The 17,300-nt window shown below is 61.4% G+C and carries 13 protein-coding genes and 2 pseudogenes; 3 read left to right on the forward strand and 12 right to left on the reverse strand.

What is annotated here, in order from left to right; genetic code table 11:
* From ACM5SV_RS28185 to dnaG, 10 genes and pseudogenes are all read right to left on the reverse strand, one after another.
* Positions 1-316: pseudogene (locus ACM5SV_RS28185) on the reverse strand (hypothetical protein); the annotation flags it as partial.
* Positions 317-351: 35 nt separating this feature from the next.
* Complete coding sequence (locus ACM5SV_RS28190) at positions 352-1,089, reverse strand: DUF930 domain-containing protein (RefSeq protein WP_012758378.1); 738 nt, start codon at positions 1,087-1,089, stop codon at positions 352-354.
* A gap of 175 nt (positions 1,090-1,264) precedes the next feature.
* Positions 1,265-1,558: a GYD domain-containing protein gene (locus tag ACM5SV_RS28195; RefSeq protein ID WP_012758379.1), complete on the reverse strand. Its 294-nt coding sequence runs from the start codon at positions 1,556-1,558 to the stop codon at positions 1,265-1,267.
* A 322-nt stretch (positions 1,559-1,880) separates the two neighbouring features.
* On the reverse strand, positions 1,881-3,938 hold the full coding sequence (gene rpoD, locus ACM5SV_RS28200) for an RNA polymerase sigma factor RpoD (RefSeq protein ID WP_003561200.1): 2,058 nt from the start codon (positions 3,936-3,938) through the stop codon (positions 1,881-1,883).
* A gap of 467 nt (positions 3,939-4,405) precedes the next feature.
* Positions 4,406-4,543, reverse strand: a pseudogene (locus ACM5SV_RS28205) (GFA family protein); the annotation flags it as partial.
* A 42-nt stretch (positions 4,544-4,585) separates the two neighbouring features.
* A complete protein-coding gene (gene tdh, locus ACM5SV_RS28210) occupies positions 4,586-5,623 on the reverse strand; it encodes an L-threonine 3-dehydrogenase (RefSeq protein WP_012758380.1) in 1,038 nt (345 codons plus the stop codon).
* A 110-nt stretch (positions 5,624-5,733) separates the two neighbouring features.
* Complete coding sequence (locus tag ACM5SV_RS28215) at positions 5,734-6,921, reverse strand: glycine C-acetyltransferase (protein WP_012758381.1); 1,188 nt, start codon at positions 6,919-6,921, stop codon at positions 5,734-5,736.
* Between the two features lie 165 nt (positions 6,922-7,086).
* Positions 7,087-7,815 carry a class I SAM-dependent methyltransferase gene (locus tag ACM5SV_RS28220; protein WP_221961813.1) on the reverse strand — a complete coding sequence of 243 codons (729 nt, stop codon included), beginning with the start codon at positions 7,813-7,815 and terminating at the stop codon, positions 7,087-7,089.
* 71 nt (positions 7,816-7,886) lie between these two features.
* Positions 7,887-9,755 (reverse strand): DNA helicase RecQ, encoded by a 1,869-nt coding sequence (gene recQ / locus ACM5SV_RS28225; protein WP_012758383.1) that lies wholly within the window; start codon positions 9,753-9,755, stop codon positions 7,887-7,889.
* The gene (gene dnaG, locus ACM5SV_RS28230) at positions 9,755-11,764 is read right to left on the reverse strand and encodes a DNA primase (protein ID WP_012758384.1); all 2,010 of its coding nucleotides are present in this window, start codon (positions 11,762-11,764) and stop codon (positions 9,755-9,757) included. The genes recQ and dnaG overlap by 1 nt, the downstream gene beginning before the upstream one ends.
* 670 nt (positions 11,765-12,434) lie before the next feature.
* Between dnaG and ACM5SV_RS28235 the strand changes: the two genes are divergently transcribed.
* The gene (locus tag ACM5SV_RS28235) at positions 12,435-13,325 is read left to right on the forward strand and encodes a hypothetical protein (protein ID WP_012758385.1); all 891 of its coding nucleotides are present in this window, start codon (positions 12,435-12,437) and stop codon (positions 13,323-13,325) included.
* A gap of 3 nt (positions 13,326-13,328) precedes the next feature.
* Here the strand turns inward: ACM5SV_RS28235 and ACM5SV_RS28240 are convergent, their stop codons facing one another.
* A complete protein-coding gene (locus ACM5SV_RS28240; RefSeq protein ID WP_012758386.1) occupies positions 13,329-13,784 on the reverse strand; it encodes a GatB/YqeY domain-containing protein in 456 nt (151 codons plus the stop codon).
* A 269-nt stretch (positions 13,785-14,053) separates the two neighbouring features.
* On the opposite strand from ACM5SV_RS28240, the gene carA reads away from it, so the two are divergent.
* Positions 14,054-15,259, forward strand: coding sequence for a glutamine-hydrolyzing carbamoyl-phosphate synthase small subunit (gene carA / locus ACM5SV_RS28245; protein WP_032996682.1), 1,206 nt, complete (start codon positions 14,054-14,056; stop codon positions 15,257-15,259).
* Between the two features lie 273 nt (positions 15,260-15,532).
* Positions 15,533-15,853: an antibiotic biosynthesis monooxygenase family protein gene (locus ACM5SV_RS28250; protein ID WP_012758388.1), complete on the forward strand. Its 321-nt coding sequence runs from the start codon at positions 15,533-15,535 to the stop codon at positions 15,851-15,853.
* A 17-nt stretch (positions 15,854-15,870) separates the two neighbouring features.
* Here ACM5SV_RS28250 and ACM5SV_RS28255 read toward each other — a convergent pair whose 3' ends face one another.
* Positions 15,871-17,274: an MATE family efflux transporter gene (locus ACM5SV_RS28255; protein ID WP_012758389.1), complete on the reverse strand. Its 1,404-nt coding sequence runs from the start codon at positions 17,272-17,274 to the stop codon at positions 15,871-15,873.
* Positions 17,275-17,300: the final 26 nt, after the last annotated feature.

The raw sequence follows: 17,300 nt of genomic DNA on the forward strand, positions 1-17,300 counted from the left end.
GTGGAGGCGGTTCCTTCTTCGCCTCTTCCGGCGGCTTCGGCTCCGGTGGCTTTTCCTTGGGCTCCGGCTTCTTCTCCTCCGGCGGCGGGACGAGCTCCACCTTCACAGTCTCGTCTTCGACAGGTTTCGGCTCGATCTTCGGCAGCCCAAAGATGAGAAGAGCAATGATAGGAATGTGCGCAACAACGGACGCGACGACGCCCCAGCGGATTTCAGGCCGCTGCTTTCCCGTTTCGTGCTGCGCTTCCGCCGGCTCTACGTCTTCTTCTGTCACAGCAGCGATGTGGCCTCTAAAGCCGGCAGCATCAAGCCACAAAAGAAAAAAACCGCGTGATCGAGCAGCGATGAGGGTTATTGGTCGGCCGCTCCATCGTCGGCCACCAGATTGTGCTCCTGCCATTCATCTTGCGGAATGGCGTCACCGACGAGAAAGGCGAAGGACACGACCTTGCCGGAGCCGGCATCAAGCTCACATTTGAACTGGATGTTGTACCACTTGCGTTTGCTGCGGAAGGCGCCGCCCTTCACCTCGACGCTATTGCCACTGACCTTCTCCGCCGCCATCGCATAGGGCGCAAGCGTATCGGGCGCCATGGCCGGCTGCGCCCGGCGCACCTGCTCCAGCGCCTCGAGGTCACAGAGCTGCAGATTGCGCTCACTGCCGGCAAGACCACGCAGCGCCTCGCGGGCGCGGCGGCTGCGCGGATCGGCAAGGACCTTGTCGGAAAACAGCTGTCTTGCCTCGACGAATTCCATCGGCTTTGGCACCGGCAAAGTGATCGGTGCCACTGAAGGCATTGCCGCAGCAGGCGGATTATTTGCAACCGGCGCCGCCGGCTCGGCTTCGGGTTTTGCCGCCTCAGGCTTTGCCTGTTCCGGCGAAGGCGTCTTGGCGGGCTCGGGCATTTTCAGCGATTCCGCGGCCTGCGGGACGATCTCCACCGAGAGACCGTCATCCGGCAACGGCAACGGCGGCTCGGCCTTCGGCAACAGCAGCAGAAGGAGCAGGATCGCGATGGCATGCAGCGCGAACGACGCCGCAGCGCCCCGCTGGATCCCGTCATCCCATTTGCCCGCCGCCAGTTCCATCGGTCAGCAAGCGGCGGTCGGACGATCGATGACGATCATGAAACTGAGGAGCGCTTTCATCATGAGCTTGCCGAAAAGTCGGGCCGCAGCCTGCCGCGGAAATTGAAGCACGCCGCGACACTGCCAGCGCAGCCAATGCTCCGCAACCTTCAAGATCGACAATCGCCGTTTCCGGCTACCCGAGCGAGCCGATGAGATCCCGGTAGGCGGCCTCCGGGAATGCCTTCAGCGTCTCCGTGCGGACATTGCCGCCCATCGCCAGCGAAAGGGTAAAATGCGCCATGACGGCGTCATCTGGCGCCTCGCAGACGGCGACCATGTCGTGCCCGCCCATCGTCAGAAAGAACTGGTTGAAGGAGCCGCCGACGCTGGCGAGCAATTTCTTCGCCGCATCGAGCCGTTTTGCCGAGTCGCGCACATTGCGGATGCCCTGATCCGTCCAATTGATCAAAAGAATGTAAGTGGTCATGTCGCACCTCCCAGAGCATGATGCCGAAAAGTGTCAGCGGTTTTCGGACGACGTCATGCTCTATTTCTTTGATGTGGATCCGGATTCAGATTTTAGGCCCGTCAGGCCTGAAATCACCCGGATCTAGCGGAGGATTAGTTCACGCAGTCACACGGCGACCCTCGGTCGCGCGTTGCGATCGATGCCTTCCCCCGTGGCCGGATTATAGGCTTGTCACCATAGAGGGACAAGAAAGACACCGGGGATCATTGGTATTAATCACGAAAAGCAAAAGCCGGGCGCGAAGCCCGGCTTTTCCAATCAGAACGACGTGGCCGAAGCCTTAGCTGTCGAGGAAGCTTCTCAGCTTTCTGGAGCGGCTCGGATGCTTCAGCTTGCGCAGCGCCTTCGCCTCGATCTGGCGGATACGTTCGCGGGTGACCGAGAACTGCTGGCCGACTTCTTCGAGTGTGTGATCCGTGTTCATGCCGATGCCGAAGCGCATGCGCAGCACACGCTCTTCGCGCGGCGTCAGCGAGGCGAGAACACGGGTCGTCGTTTCGCGCAGGTTCGCCTGGATGGCGGCGTCGATCGGCAGCAGCGCGTTCTTGTCCTCGATGAAGTCGCCGAGATGCGAATCCTCTTCGTCACCAACAGGGGTTTCGAGCGAGATCGGCTCCTTGGCGATCTTCAGGACCTTGCGGACCTTTTCGAGCGGCATGGCCAGCTTTTCGGCCAGTTCTTCCGGCGTCGGCTCGCGGCCGATCTCGTGCAGCATCTGGCGCGATGTCCGGACGATCTTGTTGATCGTCTCGATCATGTGCACCGGAATGCGGATCGTGCGAGCCTGGTCGGCGATCGAACGGGTGATCGCCTGACGGATCCACCATGTCGCATAGGTCGAGAACTTGTAGCCGCGGCGGTATTCGAACTTGTCGACCGCTTTCATCAGGCCGATATTGCCTTCCTGAATGAGGTCGAGGAACTGCAGGCCGCGGTTCGTATACTTCTTGGCGATGGAGATGACCAGGCGAAGGTTCGCTTCGACCATTTCCTTCTTGGCGATGCGCGCTTCGCGCTCGCCCTTCTGCACCATATGCACGATGCGGCGGAATTCCGAGATCGAGATACCAGTCTCGGTCGCCAGATTCTGGATTTCCTGGCGGATGTCGCGGATCGTCGTGTTTTCGCCCCTGGCGAATTCCTTCCAGCCGCGGGCGGCCAGATTGCCGATCGACTTCATCCAGTTCGGATCAAGTTCGGCGCCCTGATACTGCTCCAGGAAAGAGTCGCGCTTGACGCCGTAGGATTCGGCCAGACGCAGCAGGCGGCCCTCGTTGGAAACGAGGCGCTTGTTGATGTCGTAGAGCTGCTCGACCAGGGCGTCGATGCGGTTCTGGTTCAAGGACAGAGATTTGACGGCCTTGATCAGCTCATCTTTGAGTTCCTTGTAACGGCGCTCCTGGGCGGTGGACAGCGTGCCGGAAGCCGACAGGCGCTGCTCGACCTGCTGGTCCTGCAGCTTGCGCAGCTTCTTGTAGGTCTCGGCGATCGTATCCAGTGTCTCCATCACCTGCGGGCGAAGCTCGGCTTCCATTGCCGCCAGCGAAAGGTTGGATTCGTCCTCGTCCTCTTCCTCCTCCTCGGCAGGCAGGCCTTCGCCGCCGACATCGGTGATGTCGTCGTCGCCGGAGCGGGCGCGGCGGGTCTTTTCCTTCTCTTCTGCTAACTTGCGATCGGCTTCGATCTTCTCCGGGCTCTGGAACTGCGGCGCAGCCTTGGCTTCAGGGCCGGAATAGGTCGTTTCGAGATCGATGATCTCGCGCAGCAGCGTCGTGCCTTCGTTGAGTTCGTCGCGCCAGATGATCAGCGCCTGGAAGGTCAGCGGGCTCTCACAGAGGCCCGCGATCATCGTCTCGCGGCCGGCCTCGATGCGCTTGGCAATCGCGATTTCGCCCTCGCGGGACAGAAGCTCGACCGAGCCCATCTCGCGCAGGTACATGCGAACCGGATCGTCGGTACGGTCGGTCGGTTCTTTCTTCTTGGCGGCCGCCAGCGCCGTGCCGCTCGAAGGCGCGAGTTCGCCGCCTTCGCTCTCCTCGTCGCTGCCGGCGTCATCGTCATCGCTGCTGCCGGAAGCACCGGCTTCCTCGGCTTCCTCGTCCTCGATGACGTTGATGCCCATGTCGGACAGCATCGACATCGTGTCTTCGATCTGCTCGGACGTCACTTCTTCGGACGGCAGGACTGCGTTGAGCTCGTCCATGGTCACATAGCCGCGCTTCTTGGCGGCTTTGATCATCTTCTTGACCGCGTCGTCGGAAAGATCGAGAAGAGGGCCGTCGCTTGCGCCGTCGCGTTCGACTTCCGCGTCTTCGTTCTCTTTGACCTTGGTTGCCATTTATATCGTCGCCTTCCTGACGCTATCCAATCTCGCTACGGTGAACGGGCTGTCTCAGGGCCTGACGCGCCGCACGCGCCGCCCTCGAATCACCTTTGCCCACCTAACGGGATGACATTTAAAGCCTGATTAACCACGATTACCGGCACCGGACAGCAAAGCTTTCTTGCTCTTGGATTTCCGGCCATGGTTGCGCGATCCGCCTTGACCCAGTTCACCATTCAACAAGTCGAACGGTGATTCCCACATTTTTTGTTCTCGTCAAGCTTTTCCGGAAAAAAAGCCCACAAAAATACGGAAAAAGCCTTATCCACAGGCTTTGAACCGCGGCAGCGATTGCGAACCCTTATTTAAGATGCGGCGAACAAAAGACAAGGGCAGCAAATATTTTGCCCGCCGCACCAGTCGTTTCCACCACTTTCGCAGTTGCGCCGAGGATCTGTTCTCCATTGCCTGACGGATATCGGCTAACGCGCCGCGCCGTCATACGCCTTCACCGTCAGCGCGCCGATATCGACCGCGGGAATGCAGCGCAGATTGATAGAAGCCATTGCCGCGCCGTTCGGACCCACGGCCTCGCCGAACGGTGCGATGCCGCAATTGGCGTTGCCGCAATGGCAGCTTCCTTCATAGAGCATGTCGTCTCCTCACATCCAGTCCATCACAACCTTGCCGGAATTGCCCGACCGCATCGCCTCGAAGCCGTCGCGGAAATCGTCGATGCCGATCCGGTGGGTGATGATGGGCGCGAGATCGAGGCCGCCTTGGACGAAGGCGATCATCTTGTACCAGGTCTCGAACATCTCGCGGCCGTAGATGCCCTTGAGATTGAGCATCTTGAAGATCACCTTGTTCCAGTCGATTTCGAAGCCCGCCGGCGCGATGCCGAGGATGGCGATCTTGCCGCCATTGTTCATCTTGTCGATCATGTCGCGGAAGGCAGGTGCGGCCCCCGACATTTCGAGCCCGACGTCGAAACCCTCCGTCATGCCGATCGCCTTCATCACGTCGGCGAGGTTTTCCTTCGATGCGTCGACGACGTGGTCGATGCCGAGCTTGCGCGCCAGCTCCAGCCGGTGCGGATTGATATCGGTGATGACGACCTTGCGGGCGCCGGATCGTTTGGCGACGAGCGCGCCCATGATGCCGATCGGCCCGGCGCCGGTGACGAGCACGTCCTCACCGACGAGATCGAAGGAAAGCGCGGTGTGCACGGCATTGCCGAACGGATCGAAGATCGCGGCGATCTCGTCGGAAATATCATCCGGGATCGGCACGACATTGCTTTCCGGAATGCAGACGAACTCACCGAACGAACCCGGGCGGTTGACGCCGACACCGAGCGTGTTGCGGCAGAGATGCCCCCTGCCCGCCCGGCAGTTGCGGCACTTGCCGCAGACGATATGCCCCTCGCCGGAGACCCGCTCGCCGATATGATAGCGGGTGACCGCCGAACCGATCTCGGCGATCTCGCCGGAGAATTCATGGCCAACCACCATCGGCACCGGAATGGTCTTCTGCGCCCACTGGTCCCAGTTCCAGATATGGACGTCAGTGCCGCAGATCGCCGATTTCTTCACCCGGATAAGCACGTCGTTCGGCCCGACCTCGGGCATCGGCACATTCTCCATCCAAAGCCCGACCTCGGGTTTTGCTTTGACCAGCGCCTTCATCATGTTCGACATCGACAATATCCACCCTTACTTGGCGCCCGACTTTGCTATCCCCTCTTCTCCCCAGCGGGGAGAAGGTGCCCGTAGGGCGGATGAGGGGGCGACACGGCACGCCGTCAAACTCAGATCACACCCAGTTCCCGCCCTGCCTCGGCAAAGGCCGCGATCGCCCGCTCCACATCCACTCGCGAATGCGCCGCCGACATCTGCGTGCGGATGCGGGCCTGGCCTTTCGGCACGACGGGGAAGGAAAAGCCGATCACATAGATCCCCTTCTTCAGCATCAGGCTTGCCATATCCTGGGCGAGTTTGGCATCGCCAAGCATGACGGGGATGATCGGATGGCCTTCGCCGGCGAGCGTGAAGCCGAGCTTGGTCATTTCGCTGCGGAAGAGATCGGCATTGTCCGAAAGCCGCTTGCGCAGGGTATCGCCGTCTTCGATGAGGTCGAACACCTTGAGCGAGGCGGCGGCGATAACGGGCGCCAGCGTATTCGAGAACAGATAGGGCCGCGAGCGCTGCCGCAGCCACTCCACAACCTCGGCCTTCGCCGAAGTATAACCGCCCGAGGCGCCGCCGAGCGCTTTGCCGAGCGTGCCGGTGATGATGTCGATCCGGCCCTCGACGCCGCAATATTCCGGCGACCCACGGCCGTTCTTGCCGACGAAGCCGACAGCATGGCTGTCATCGACCATGACCATCGCGCCGTATTTCTCGGCAAGATCGCAGACGCCGCCGAGATTGGCGATGATCCCGTCCATCGAGAAGACACCGTCGGTGGCGACCAACTTGAAGCGGCTGCCTTCGGCCTTCTTCAGCTCTTCTTCGAGCGCTGCCATATCGTTGTTGGCGTAGCGGAAGCGCTTGGCCTTCGAAAGCCTGACGCCGTCGATGATCGAGGCGTGGTTCAGCGCGTCGGAGATGATCGCGTCCTCTTCCGACAGCAGCGTCTCGAACAGGCCGCCATTGGCGTCGAAGCAGGATGAATAGAGGATCGTGTCTTCCATGCCGAGGAAGGAGGAGATGCGCGTCTCGAGCTGCTTATGCTCTTCCTGCGTGCCGCAGATGAAACGCACCGAGGCCATGCCATAGCCGTATCGGTCGAGCGCCTGCTTGCCGGCCTCGGCCAGTTCCTCGTTGTCGGCAAGGCCGAGATAGTTGTTGGCGCAGAAATTCAGCACCCGCTCGCCGGTGGAAATCGCGATCTCGCCCGCCTGCTTGGAGCTGATGACGCGCTCGGATTTGTAGAGACCGGCATCCTTCAGCGCCGAAATCTCGTTGCTGAGATGGGAGAGAAATTGCGAGGTCATGGACGGCCTTTCCCAGAGATTTCCCTACAGCGCCGCGCGTCTTATCAGACGCGCAAAGGACGCTGTTACACTTTTAATCTGCGCATCGTGCTTTCCAAAAATCGATTCCGATTTTCGGGCCGATGCGCTACCGCCGGGTTAGCATATTGCCGCCGGCTTGTCTTCTCAGCGCTGGACCGAGATCAGCAGGAACATCGGCCGGTCCATCTCCTCCGCCCAGTCTGGATTGTCTTGGAGCTCATCTTCGTTCGGGCTCCACTCCTCGACATGGCGAATGGCAAAACCGGCCGCGATCAAGGTGTTGAGCGTCGTGCCGAGCTTGCGATGCTGTTTGACGACACCCTTGGCGAGCCAGTCGGTGGTGCGCGGACCTTCGACGGAATAGCGGTCGAGCGGCCAGATACGCCGCCCCTCGGCATCGGTTGCCCAGGCGGGATTGGTCGGCGCCATGAAGATCGGATGTTCGATGGTGAAGACGAATTGCGATCCCGGCAAAAGCGCGCGATAGACGGTCGCGGCGAGACCGGCGAAATCCTCGATATAATGCAGCGCCAGCGAGCTATAGGCGAAATCGAAGGAGGCTTGAGCAAGCCTGAGATGCTCGAGATCGGCGATCTCGTAGGTGATCGCTGCTTCAGTCATATCTGCCCTCGCTCTGGCGATCATCTTTTCCGAGATGTCGAGCGCCAGCACGCTTGCAGCACCCTGGCTCACGGCAAAACGCGAAAACCAGCCGAAGCCGCAGCCGAGATCGACAACACGCTTGCCGGAAAGATCGGGCAGCAAGGCGCGCACCGCCGGCCATTCGGATGCTCCGTCGAGCCCGTGAACGGATCGTCTCATGCCGCTATATCCGGCGAAGAATTCCGGTCGGTCGTAGATATTCTGGGCCATCGGCGCTCCTCCTTTAGAGGCAAGCATCTACCATGCCCCCTCGCCCGATCTCAAGGATCAGACCAGTCCGCTCAGCCGTTGTCCTGCGCCAGGATGATCTCCAAAAAGGCATCGCCGTAGCGTTCGAGCTTCGCCTGCCCGACGCCTGATATGGCGAGCAATTCCTTGCGGCTGCGTGGCTTCTCCGTGGCAAAGGCGATCAGCGTCGTATCGGGAAAGACGACATAGGGCGGCACGCCGAGCGATTTCGCAATCGCCATGCGCTCGGCCCTGAGCGCCTCGAAGAGACTGCCGTCGGCGCCCGATAATCCCGATTTGCGCTCGCTGCGCTCCGCCTTCTTCGTGCGCCGTTCCGAGGCCGGCCGGTCCTTGCGGAAGAACACCTGCCGCTCGTGCTTGAAGACGGAGCGCGCCTCCGGCTCGAGCTTCAGCGCCCCGAAGGCCTCGTGGTCGACGCGGATCAATCCCATGGCGAGCAACTGGCGGAAGACCGACTGCCAGACGCGCGCTGGAATATCCTTGCCGGCGCCAAAGACCGGCATTTCGGCATGGCCGAAACGTTCGGTCTTTTCGTTGACGTTGCCGAGGAGGACATCGACGACATGGCCAGCGCCGAAACGCTCGCCGGTGCGGTAGACCGCCGCCAGCGCCTTGATCGCCGCCTCCGTGCCCTCCCAGGTCTCGACCGGCTTCAGGCAGGTGTCGCAATTGCCGCATTGTCCGGCATGCGCCTCGCCGAAATGGGCAAGGATTGCCTGGCGGCGGCAGGAGGCGGTCTCGCAGATCGCCAGCAATGCGTTGAGCTTGGCGCGCTCGACCCGCTTGATCTCGGCGGCGGCACTGCCCTCGTCGATCATCCGGCCGCGCTGGATGACGTCGGCCATGCCATAGGCCATCCAGACCTCAGACGGCAGGCCGTCGCGTCCGGCGCGGCCTGTCTCCTGATAATAGGCTTCCACCGAACCCGGCAGGTCGAGATGGGCGACATAACGCACGTTCGGTTTGTCGATGCCCATGCCGAAGGCGACGGTGGCGACCAGGCAAAGGTTCTCTTCTTTCAGGAAGGCATCCTGATTGGCGTCACGAACCGCCCTGTCCATGCCGGCATGATAGGCGCGCGCGCGGATGCCCTGCCCGTTCAGCCATTCGGCGGTATCCTCGACCTTGGCGCGCGACAGGCAATAGACGATGCCACTGTCGCCCTTGTGGCCGGACAGGAACCGCAACAGCTGTTGGCGCGGCTGGTCACGCTCGACGATCTCGTAGGCAATATTCGGTCGGTCAAAGCTGGTGGTGAAGATCCGGGCTGTATCCAAACCCAGCCGCTCGATCATGTCGTCACGCGTATGCGGATCGGCCGTCGCCGTCAGCGCCACCCTGGGCACACCGGGATATTGCTCGCCGAGCCGGCCGAGTTCGCGATATTCCGGTCGGAAATCATGGCCCCATTGCGAGACGCAATGGGCCTCGTCGATGGCAAACAGCGCGATCTTCTCGTTGGCGATCAGCTCGCGGAAACCATCGGTCAAAATGCGCTCGGGCGTCACGTAGAGAAGGTCGAGCTGGCCTGCCGAAAGCGCGCGGCGAACCTCGACGAACTCCTCGCGCGACAGCGAGGAATTAAGTGCTGCGGCGCGGATGCCGAGCTGCTTCATCGCCTCCACCTGATCGCGCATCAGCGCAATCAGCGGCGAAACGACGATGCCGACGCCGTCGCGGCAGAGTGCCGGGATCTGGAAACACAGGGATTTGCCGGCGCCCGTGGGAAAGAGCACGACCGCATCGCCGCCGGAGACCATATGCTCGACCACCTGCTGCTGCTTGCCGCGGAAGGAGGAATAGCCGTAGACTTGCTTGAGGATATCGAGCGGCGAGCGGCCGGAAGAAAACAGCGCGCCGGAAGCCGAAAAGCCCGGTTCGTTTCGTTCGGTCAGCGACATCAGTGGTTCGCCGCTCCTTTGACGCGGCCGGAAAGCACGCCGAAGCCATCGATGATGGCCTCCTGGTTCTCAAGGCGCACCCCTTCAAAATGCACTTCCTGCTGCGCGCGCATCAGTTGAACGATCGCCTCGCCGTCGCCGGCTTCGGTTGCCAGCGCGATCTCGCGCTCGAGCTCGATCTTCTGCCGGCGTAGCGCCTTCGCTCGCTTGTGGGAGGCCAGCGCCTGGCGGTATCCCTCACGCGCATCTTCCATCGCCGCCTCCTCGGTCGCGATCCACAGCCGGGCATTGCGCACCTGTTGGTCGAGGCTCTTGATGAGCGGGCCGAAGCCTTCGAATTCCAGTCTTTCGGTCAGATATTCGCGCGTCAGATGCGGGCCGGCGACGGCCGCGGCTGCTCCCAGCATCGCCGACCAGAGCCGCTGCAGCTCGCGGCTGTCATATTCAATCGCGGCTATTTCGTCATAATCGTCGATCATCAGCGAAGGGTGATTGACGACGGTCAGCGCCAGCACGCATTCGCGCAGCGCCGTATTGTTCTGGTGGCCGCGCACGGGGCCTGAGCGGGCGAGCCTTTCTGAAATGACGCTGGGGCTTTTCGGCCCTGCCTTGCCCGCATTGTCGCGGCCCGTCCGGTAATTGCCATTGCCGTTGAAGCCGCCGCGGCGATCGCCATTGTTGCGGTTCTGGAACTGCGGCTGGAAGAAGGCGTTCAGCCGATCGCGAATATCCTGCTGGTAGTGGCGACGCACATTCTCGTCTGCGATGACGGCGACCAGTTGCTTCAGCCGCGCCTCGAGCTCGGCGCGCGCCTCCGGCGTGTCGAACTTGCCGGTGTTGACCTCCCGGCTCCACAGCATCTCGGAGAGCGGCTTTGCCTGGCTCATTACCTTGTCGAAAGGCGCGCGCCCGTCATCGCGCACGAGATCGTCGGGATCCTTGCCGTCGGGCAGAAGCGCGAAGCGAACAGAACGCCCGGGCTTCAGATGCGGCAGCGCCAGTTCGGCGGCGCGATTGGCCGCGCGGATGCCGGCGCCGTCGCCGTCGAAGCAGAGCATCGGCTGCGGCACCATCTTCCACAGCAACTCGAGCTGGTTTTCGGTGAGCGCCGTGCCGAGCGGCGCGACGGCATTCTCGATGCCCGCCTGATGCAGCGCGATCACGTCCATATAGCCTTCGACGGCAATAATGGTGCCGGTCGCATTATCGTCCTGAGGGTCGCCGCGGCCCGGTCCCTGGATCGCGCGCCGCGCACGGGCGAAATTGTAAAGGACATTGCCCTTGTGGAAGAGCTCCGTCTCGTTGGAGTTCAGATATTTCGCCGGCGCGTCAGCCGACATGGCGCGGCCGCCGAAAGCGATCACCTTTTCCCGCGACGACAGGATCGGGAACATGATGCGGTCGCGGAAACGATCGTAGGAAACCGGCACGTTTTCATGGACAACCAGACCGCAGGCCTCGATCTGATCCTTGGAGACACCCTTGCCGGCGAGGAATTCCTTGAGCGCATTGCGGCTGTCGGGTGCATAGCCGAGACGGAAGGTCTCGATGGTGCGCCCCGTCAATCCGCGGTCGCGCAGATAGGCGCGCGCCCTCGCCCCATTCGACGTCTGCAGCTGATCCTGGAAAAATTGCGTCGCCATTTCCATGACGTCGATCAGCGAGCCGCGCTCTTTCTCGCGCTTCTCCATCACAGGATCGGCCAGTGGCATCGGCACGCCGGCCATATCGGCGATCTGCTGCACCGCCTCGGGGAAACTCAGGCCCTCCAGCTCGGTGAGAAAGCGGAAATGGTCGCCGGTGACGCCGCAGCCGAAGCAGTGATAGCGGCCCTTTCGGTCCTCGCAATGGAAGCTCGGCGATTTCTCGCCGTGGAACGGGCAGCAGGCCCAGTAATCGCCGCGCGACACGTTTGTCTTGCGCTTGTCCCAGCTGACGCGACGCGCAATCACGTTCGAAATCGGAACGCGGTCGCGAATATCATCGAGAAAGGTGTTGGAAAAGCGCATTTATACCTCTTGATCAGCCTTCATATAAGCTGCTTTGCCGCTCCACGCCATGAAACTTGTCATGAAAACCCGCTATTCACAGGCTATGCGGCCATCATTGCCGCCTCCGGTTATCCAATCAACAACGCGTTATCGCCCCCTGCGACAGGGTGCGACATTATTGTCCCTTCGGAGCCGGAATTCTGCCGTCAGAAAAGCTTGAGCAGGAGCGGCGACCTCTAACAGAGTTGAGAGAAAATCTTTTGGAAACAAAAGATTATCCCCTCAGATGATTGCTTCTCATCATCCCTAGCGCCACCTCCCGAGGGTCCGCTTCGACACCTCCCAAACCGCCGATTCCGGCAATTATTATTTTTTTGTAATTTGAATAAGCCGCCGCGCCGCAATAGGTTCGATCTCAACAAAGCGATCCCCGAGCGAAGCACCATCCCTACCCCCGGCGCCGCTTCGCAAGGGTGCCTTTGCAAATACCCTCCGGCTTGGGCTTCGGCCCTGCGTGCCGGTGGACGCAAAGAGCAAGAAGGCAGGAGCGCCCCCAGCTCCTGCCTTCTTAAATTTTTGGCTCTCCTGCGACAACTCTCCCTTTAAAATTAACCGCTTATCGATAAAATCGTTGACAGGCGGCGCTTGCATGAAAGATGTATGCGCCGAACTCCCTGGACCTCTCCAAATGGCTTTTACCGCGGATAATCTTGCAGCAGACGATCGCTTTCTCGCTGCCATCCTCCATTGCGCCGATCAGATGCTCGCCATCTATCGCGAGAGCCCGCGCATCGCTTCGATCTTCGCCGCGCAGCAGCGCTGGCTGATGGCCCATGCCGGCTTTGCGCTTCACTACGGTTATTCCGACGACGGGAAGAGCGGCGGCCTCTATTCCGGCCGCTTCATCGATTTTGCGGTCAGGAACAACATCGCCAGCCGCAACACGGCCGCGGCCTTCATGCAGGAAATGCTGGCCTATCGCTTCCTGCGACCGGTTCCCGGCCCCGATAAGCGCACACGCTACCTCGAGCCCACCGAAATCGCCGAGCAGCATTTCACCCGATGGCTCGTCGCCCATATGATGATCCTCGACAGCCTCGACGGCGGTGAGCGCGCCGATAAGATCACCGCCAACCCCTCGGCGATGATGGCAGCGATCCAGCCACCGATTGCGAGGGCGATCATAGGAAGTGAAGCGGTGCGTAATCCGGGCGCCACCTTCAACCTCTTCAACTGGGCAAATTCCGGCGGGCTGGTGATGGACTACCTGATCTCGCGCCTTCCCGAATTTCCAAGGACGGCGGACCGCGTCGTGCTTGGCCCTCTGTCGCTCAGGGAAATCCGCGAACAGTTCATGATCTCCAACACCCATCTGAAGCGGCTTCTGATGCAGGCAGCGACCATGGAGAGTATCGGCTGGACCGAACCCTCCCGCAAGGGCGACTTCTGGCTGTCGGCCCATTTCATCCGCGAATATTGGAATTATCAGGCGGCGAAATTCGCCATCATCGATGCCGCCGCCGAAGCGGTGCTCGGGCCTGCGGTCCGTGACGAACCGCAGGCAAGACGGGTTATCTGAGGCTTATCCGTTCAACAGTTCCTTGACGGTCGCCGATGCCTTGGCGAAATCCATCTGGCCGGCATAACGCTCCTTCAGCGCCGCCATTACCTTGCCCATGTCCTTGGCGCCCGCGGCACCGGTCTCGGCGATGATCGCCGAGACATTGGCGCGCACTTCGCCGTCCGAAAGCTGCTTCGGCATGAAATCCTGGATGACGATGATTTCGGCGCGCTCCTTGGCGGCAAGCTCCGGCCGGGAATTCTCCTCGTAGATCTTTGCCGATTCGTCACGCTGCTTCACCATTTTGGCGAGAATCTGCAGGATCTCGTCGTCGCTCGCCTGCTCCTTACCGGTGCCGCGGTTGGCGATATCGCGGTCCTTGACCGCGGCCTGAATCAGCCGGACGGTGGAAAGCCGCTCCGCATTCTTGGCCTTCATCGCCTCTTTCAGCTGGGTGGCGAGTTGATCGCGCAGCATGGTCTTCACTCCTGTTTTGATGCCGCTTCATAAACCACGCTGATGCGGCGGATCAAATAAATTGCGCGGTCAGCGCGATAAAGCGCAGGAAAACGGCCGCGATCTCGGCTACAAAGATTGACGCTAAGCGATTGCGTGGCTATTTACCGCCACCTGCACCAAAATTCGTGATCAGGCCTGAAGCGCGCGGCATTGCCGTGTCCACACGCCTGCGAAATCAAATGGCGACGAGCGCGACAACGCGCCCACCTGCCGGAAACGGGATGAAGATGACCGCGACAGCACCCTGGACAATCGAAAAGCCGACCGCCCTGCTCGTTCTTGCCGACGGCACGGTCATCGAAGGCAAGGGCATCGGCGCCACCGGCAAGGTGCCGGCCGAGGTGGTCTTCAACACGGCGCTTACCGGCTATGAGGAGATCCTGACGGACCCCTCCTATCTCGGCCAGATCGTCACCTTCACCTTCCCGCATATCGGCAATATCGGCACCAATGATGAAGACATCGAGGACCTGACGCCTGCCGCCCGCCACGGCGCCGTCGGCGTCATCTTCAAGGCCGACATCACTGAGCCCTCGAACTACCGCGCCGCCAAGCACCTCGACCAATGGTTGAAGGCTCGCGGCGTCATCGGTCTCTGCGGCATCGACACGCGCGCGCTGACCGCCTGGATCCGTGAGAACGGCGCTCCGAACGCGGTCATCGCCCACGATCCGAACGGTGTCTTCGACATCGAGACGCTGAAGGCCGAGGCTAAAGCCTGGAGCGGCCTTGAAGGTCTCGACCTCGCCAAGATCGCCTCGTCGGGCCAGTCCTCGCAATGGACCGAAACGCCGTGGGTGTGGAATGAAGGTTACGGTGAACTCAAGGCGACAGACGCGAAATACCACGTCGTCTGCCTCGATTACGGCGTCAAGCGCGGCATCCTGCGCCTGTTTGCCGGCCTCGACTGCAAAGTGACTGTCGTGCCGGCCGCAACGAGCGCCGAAGACGTGCTCGCCATGCAGCCGGACGGCATCTTCCTGTCGAACGGCCCGGGCGATCCGGCGGCAACCGGCGACTATGCCGTGCCTGTGATCAAGACACTGATCAAGACCGATATCCCGGTCTTCGGCATCTGCCTCGGCCACCAGATGCTGGGCCTGGCACTCGGCGCGAAGACCGAGAAGATGCATCAGGGCCATCACGGCGCCAACCACCCCGTCAAGGACCATACGACCGGCAAGGTCGAGATCGTCTCGATGAACCACGGCTTCGCGGTCGACTCGAAGTCGCTGCCGGATGGCGTTGAAGAGACTCATATTTCGCTTTTCGACGGCACCAATTGCGGCCTGCGCGTCCTCGGCAAGCAGGTCTTCTCCGTCCAGCACCATCCGGAAGCCTCTCCCGGTCCGCAGGACAGCCACTACCTCTTCCGCCGCTTCATCAACATGGTGCGCGAGAAGAAGGGCGAACCGGCGCTCGCCGAACGCTGATTTCTAGCGATTTCCGACCGCCAAGGTTGGCCTTTGACTTGTTGACAAACCTCACTCTTCGTCATCCTCGGCCCTGTGCCGAGGATCTGCCACATATCGACCGAAGGCAGATGCTCGGGACAAGCCCGAGCATGACGAAAGAGGAGTTGGCCGCTTTGTCAGTAGCCCAAAGGTTCGCCCAGGCGGGCCTTTTTCTTTATCCGCCTATTGACCTCAGCTTAACTTGAGGAATTACAGATCTGCCTGCAGACATCTGATGCAGGAGAAAACTGGATGAGCGGAGCTTTCTTTCGTGTAGACAAGTTCATCGTGCCGGCGGCGGCACGCGAGGAATTTCTCGTCAAAGTGATGATGACCCACAAGGTGTTGGAGGCGCAGGACGGTTTCATCGATCACAGGGTGCTGGAGCAGGTCGCCGGTCCGGGCGAATTCAATTTCGTCACGATTGCCGAATGGGAAAATACCGAAGTCGTCGAGCGCGCGCGGGCCGCCGTCGCTGCGGCCCACAGGGCCGCCAATTTCGATCCGCAGGAAATGTTTGCGCGTCTCGGCATTCACGCCGATATCGCCGGCTACAAGCCTGTCGCGGCCTGAAGGCGGAGGCGGCCGGCTCAGGCGTGGGCCAGTTCCGCCTCCCGGCGAAGGAGAAGGTAGAAGCGCGCGCAGAGCATGACGGCGGCGGCCGCCAGCCCGACGAGAAAGCCGAACCAGATGCCGATGCCACCGAAACCCAGCGGGAAGGCAAAGGCCCAGGCGAGGAAGAAGCCGATCGGCCAATAGGCGATCAACGCCATGATCATCGGCACGCGTGCGTCCTTGAGGCCACGCAGCAATCCATTGGCGATCACCTGCAGCCCGTCGACAAGCTGGAAAAGCCCGGCAACGACGATCAACGGCCCGGCATAGGCAAGTACCTCAGGCGCCTCGGGCGAGTTGACGTCGAGGAACCAGCTGCCGAGGAATTGCGGCATGGAGGCAAAGAGCACGCTGCCCACCGCCGAAATGGCGCAGGCGAGGATGAGCACGGTGATCGAAGCGCGCACCAGCCCCTGATAATCGCCCTGCCCGTGGGCGACACCGACGCGCACCGTTGCCGCCTGGCTGAGGCCGAGCGGAATCATGAATGCGATCGAGGCCCATTGCAGGGCAATGCCATGAGCCGCAAGCTCGATGGTGCCGATATAGCCCATCAGCAGCGAAGCCACCGTGAACAGGCTGACCTCGGCAAGGATGGTGACGCTGATCGGGAAACCGAGCCGGATGACCTCCAGCAGCGCGTGCCAGTCGGGTTTCCAGAACCGCACGAAGATCTCGTAGCGCCGCGTCTCTTCGCGCCGCTGCACGAAAGCCAGGATGAAGAGGAAGCCGGCCGTCTGCACGGCGACCGAAACGATCGCCGCGCCCTCGAGCCCCATCGCCGGAAAGCCGAAATGGCCGAGCACGAGGATATAGGCGAAGATCGCGTTCATCACCAGCGTGGCGATGGTGACGTTGAGGATGATGCCAGCCTTGCCGATGGCGCTGACGAGCGAGCGCATGACGTTGAAGAGCAGCGCCGGCAGCACGCCGAACTGGCCGATCATGATGTAGCCGTGGGCGAGCTTGGCCACCTCGGGCTTCTGCTGTGCGAAGAGGAGGACCTGCTCCGAATTGAAGAAGGCCGGCTGCATGATGACCCAGTATGCGATCACCACCCACAGGCCCATGCGCAGCGACCGTCGCACCGAGACGAGGTCGCCGCGGCCATAGGCCTGCGCCACCATCGGAATGACGGCGATGGCAAAGCCCGAGCCGAAGATCAGGATCGTGAACAGGAACTGCGCCGCAAGCACCATTGCCGCAAGATGCTCGGCGCCGAGGCGGCCGACGATCATCACATCGGTGGTGTTGATGCCGAGCTGGGCAAGCTGCGCGCCGATCAGCGGAATGCCGAGCGCCAGCGTGGCACGGAAATGTGCGCCCCAACGATTATCGTTTGTCGGCGCAAGCCTGCGCGCGTCGATCGGCGTGTCCATGACACCAGTCCTGTGATTGAAATATG

The organism is Rhizobium sp. CRRU65 (assembly GCF_048551595.1).
GTDB lineage: Bacteria > Pseudomonadota > Alphaproteobacteria > Rhizobiales > Rhizobiaceae > Rhizobium > Rhizobium leguminosarum_J.

Bases quoted from the DNA above. Each gene is read 5' to 3' on its own strand.
- ACM5SV_RS28190 (WP_012758378.1), bottom strand. From the start codon at position 1,089: ATGGAACTGGCGGCGGGCAAATGGGATGACGGGATCCAGCGGGGCGCT.
- ACM5SV_RS28195 (WP_012758379.1), bottom strand. From the start codon at position 1,558: ATGACCACTTACATTCTTTTGATCAATTGGACGGATCAGGGCATCCGC.
- rpoD (WP_003561200.1), bottom strand. From the start codon at position 3,938: ATGGCAACCAAGGTCAAAGAGAACGAAGACGCGGAAGTCGAACGCGAC.
- tdh (WP_012758380.1), bottom strand. From the start codon at position 5,623: ATGTCGAACATGATGAAGGCGCTGGTCAAAGCAAAACCCGAGGTCGGG.
- ACM5SV_RS28215 (WP_012758381.1), bottom strand. From the start codon at position 6,921: ATGACCTCGCAATTTCTCTCCCATCTCAGCAACGAGATTTCGGCGCTG.
- ACM5SV_RS28220 (WP_221961813.1), bottom strand. From the start codon at position 7,815: ATGGCCCAGAATATCTACGACCGACCGGAATTCTTCGCCGGATATAGC.
- recQ (WP_012758383.1), bottom strand. From the start codon at position 9,755: ATGTCGCTGACCGAACGAAACGAACCGGGCTTTTCGGCTTCCGGCGCG.
- dnaG (WP_012758384.1), bottom strand. From the start codon at position 11,764: ATGCGCTTTTCCAACACCTTTCTCGATGATATTCGCGACCGCGTTCCG.
- ACM5SV_RS28235 (WP_012758385.1), top strand. From the start codon at position 12,435: ATGGCTTTTACCGCGGATAATCTTGCAGCAGACGATCGCTTTCTCGCT.
- ACM5SV_RS28240 (WP_012758386.1), bottom strand. From the start codon at position 13,784: ATGCTGCGCGATCAACTCGCCACCCAGCTGAAAGAGGCGATGAAGGCC.
- carA (WP_032996682.1), top strand. From the start codon at position 14,054: ATGACCGCGACAGCACCCTGGACAATCGAAAAGCCGACCGCCCTGCTC.
- ACM5SV_RS28250 (WP_012758388.1), top strand. From the start codon at position 15,533: ATGAGCGGAGCTTTCTTTCGTGTAGACAAGTTCATCGTGCCGGCGGCG.
- ACM5SV_RS28255 (WP_012758389.1), bottom strand. From the start codon at position 17,274: ATGGACACGCCGATCGACGCGCGCAGGCTTGCGCCGACAAACGATAAT.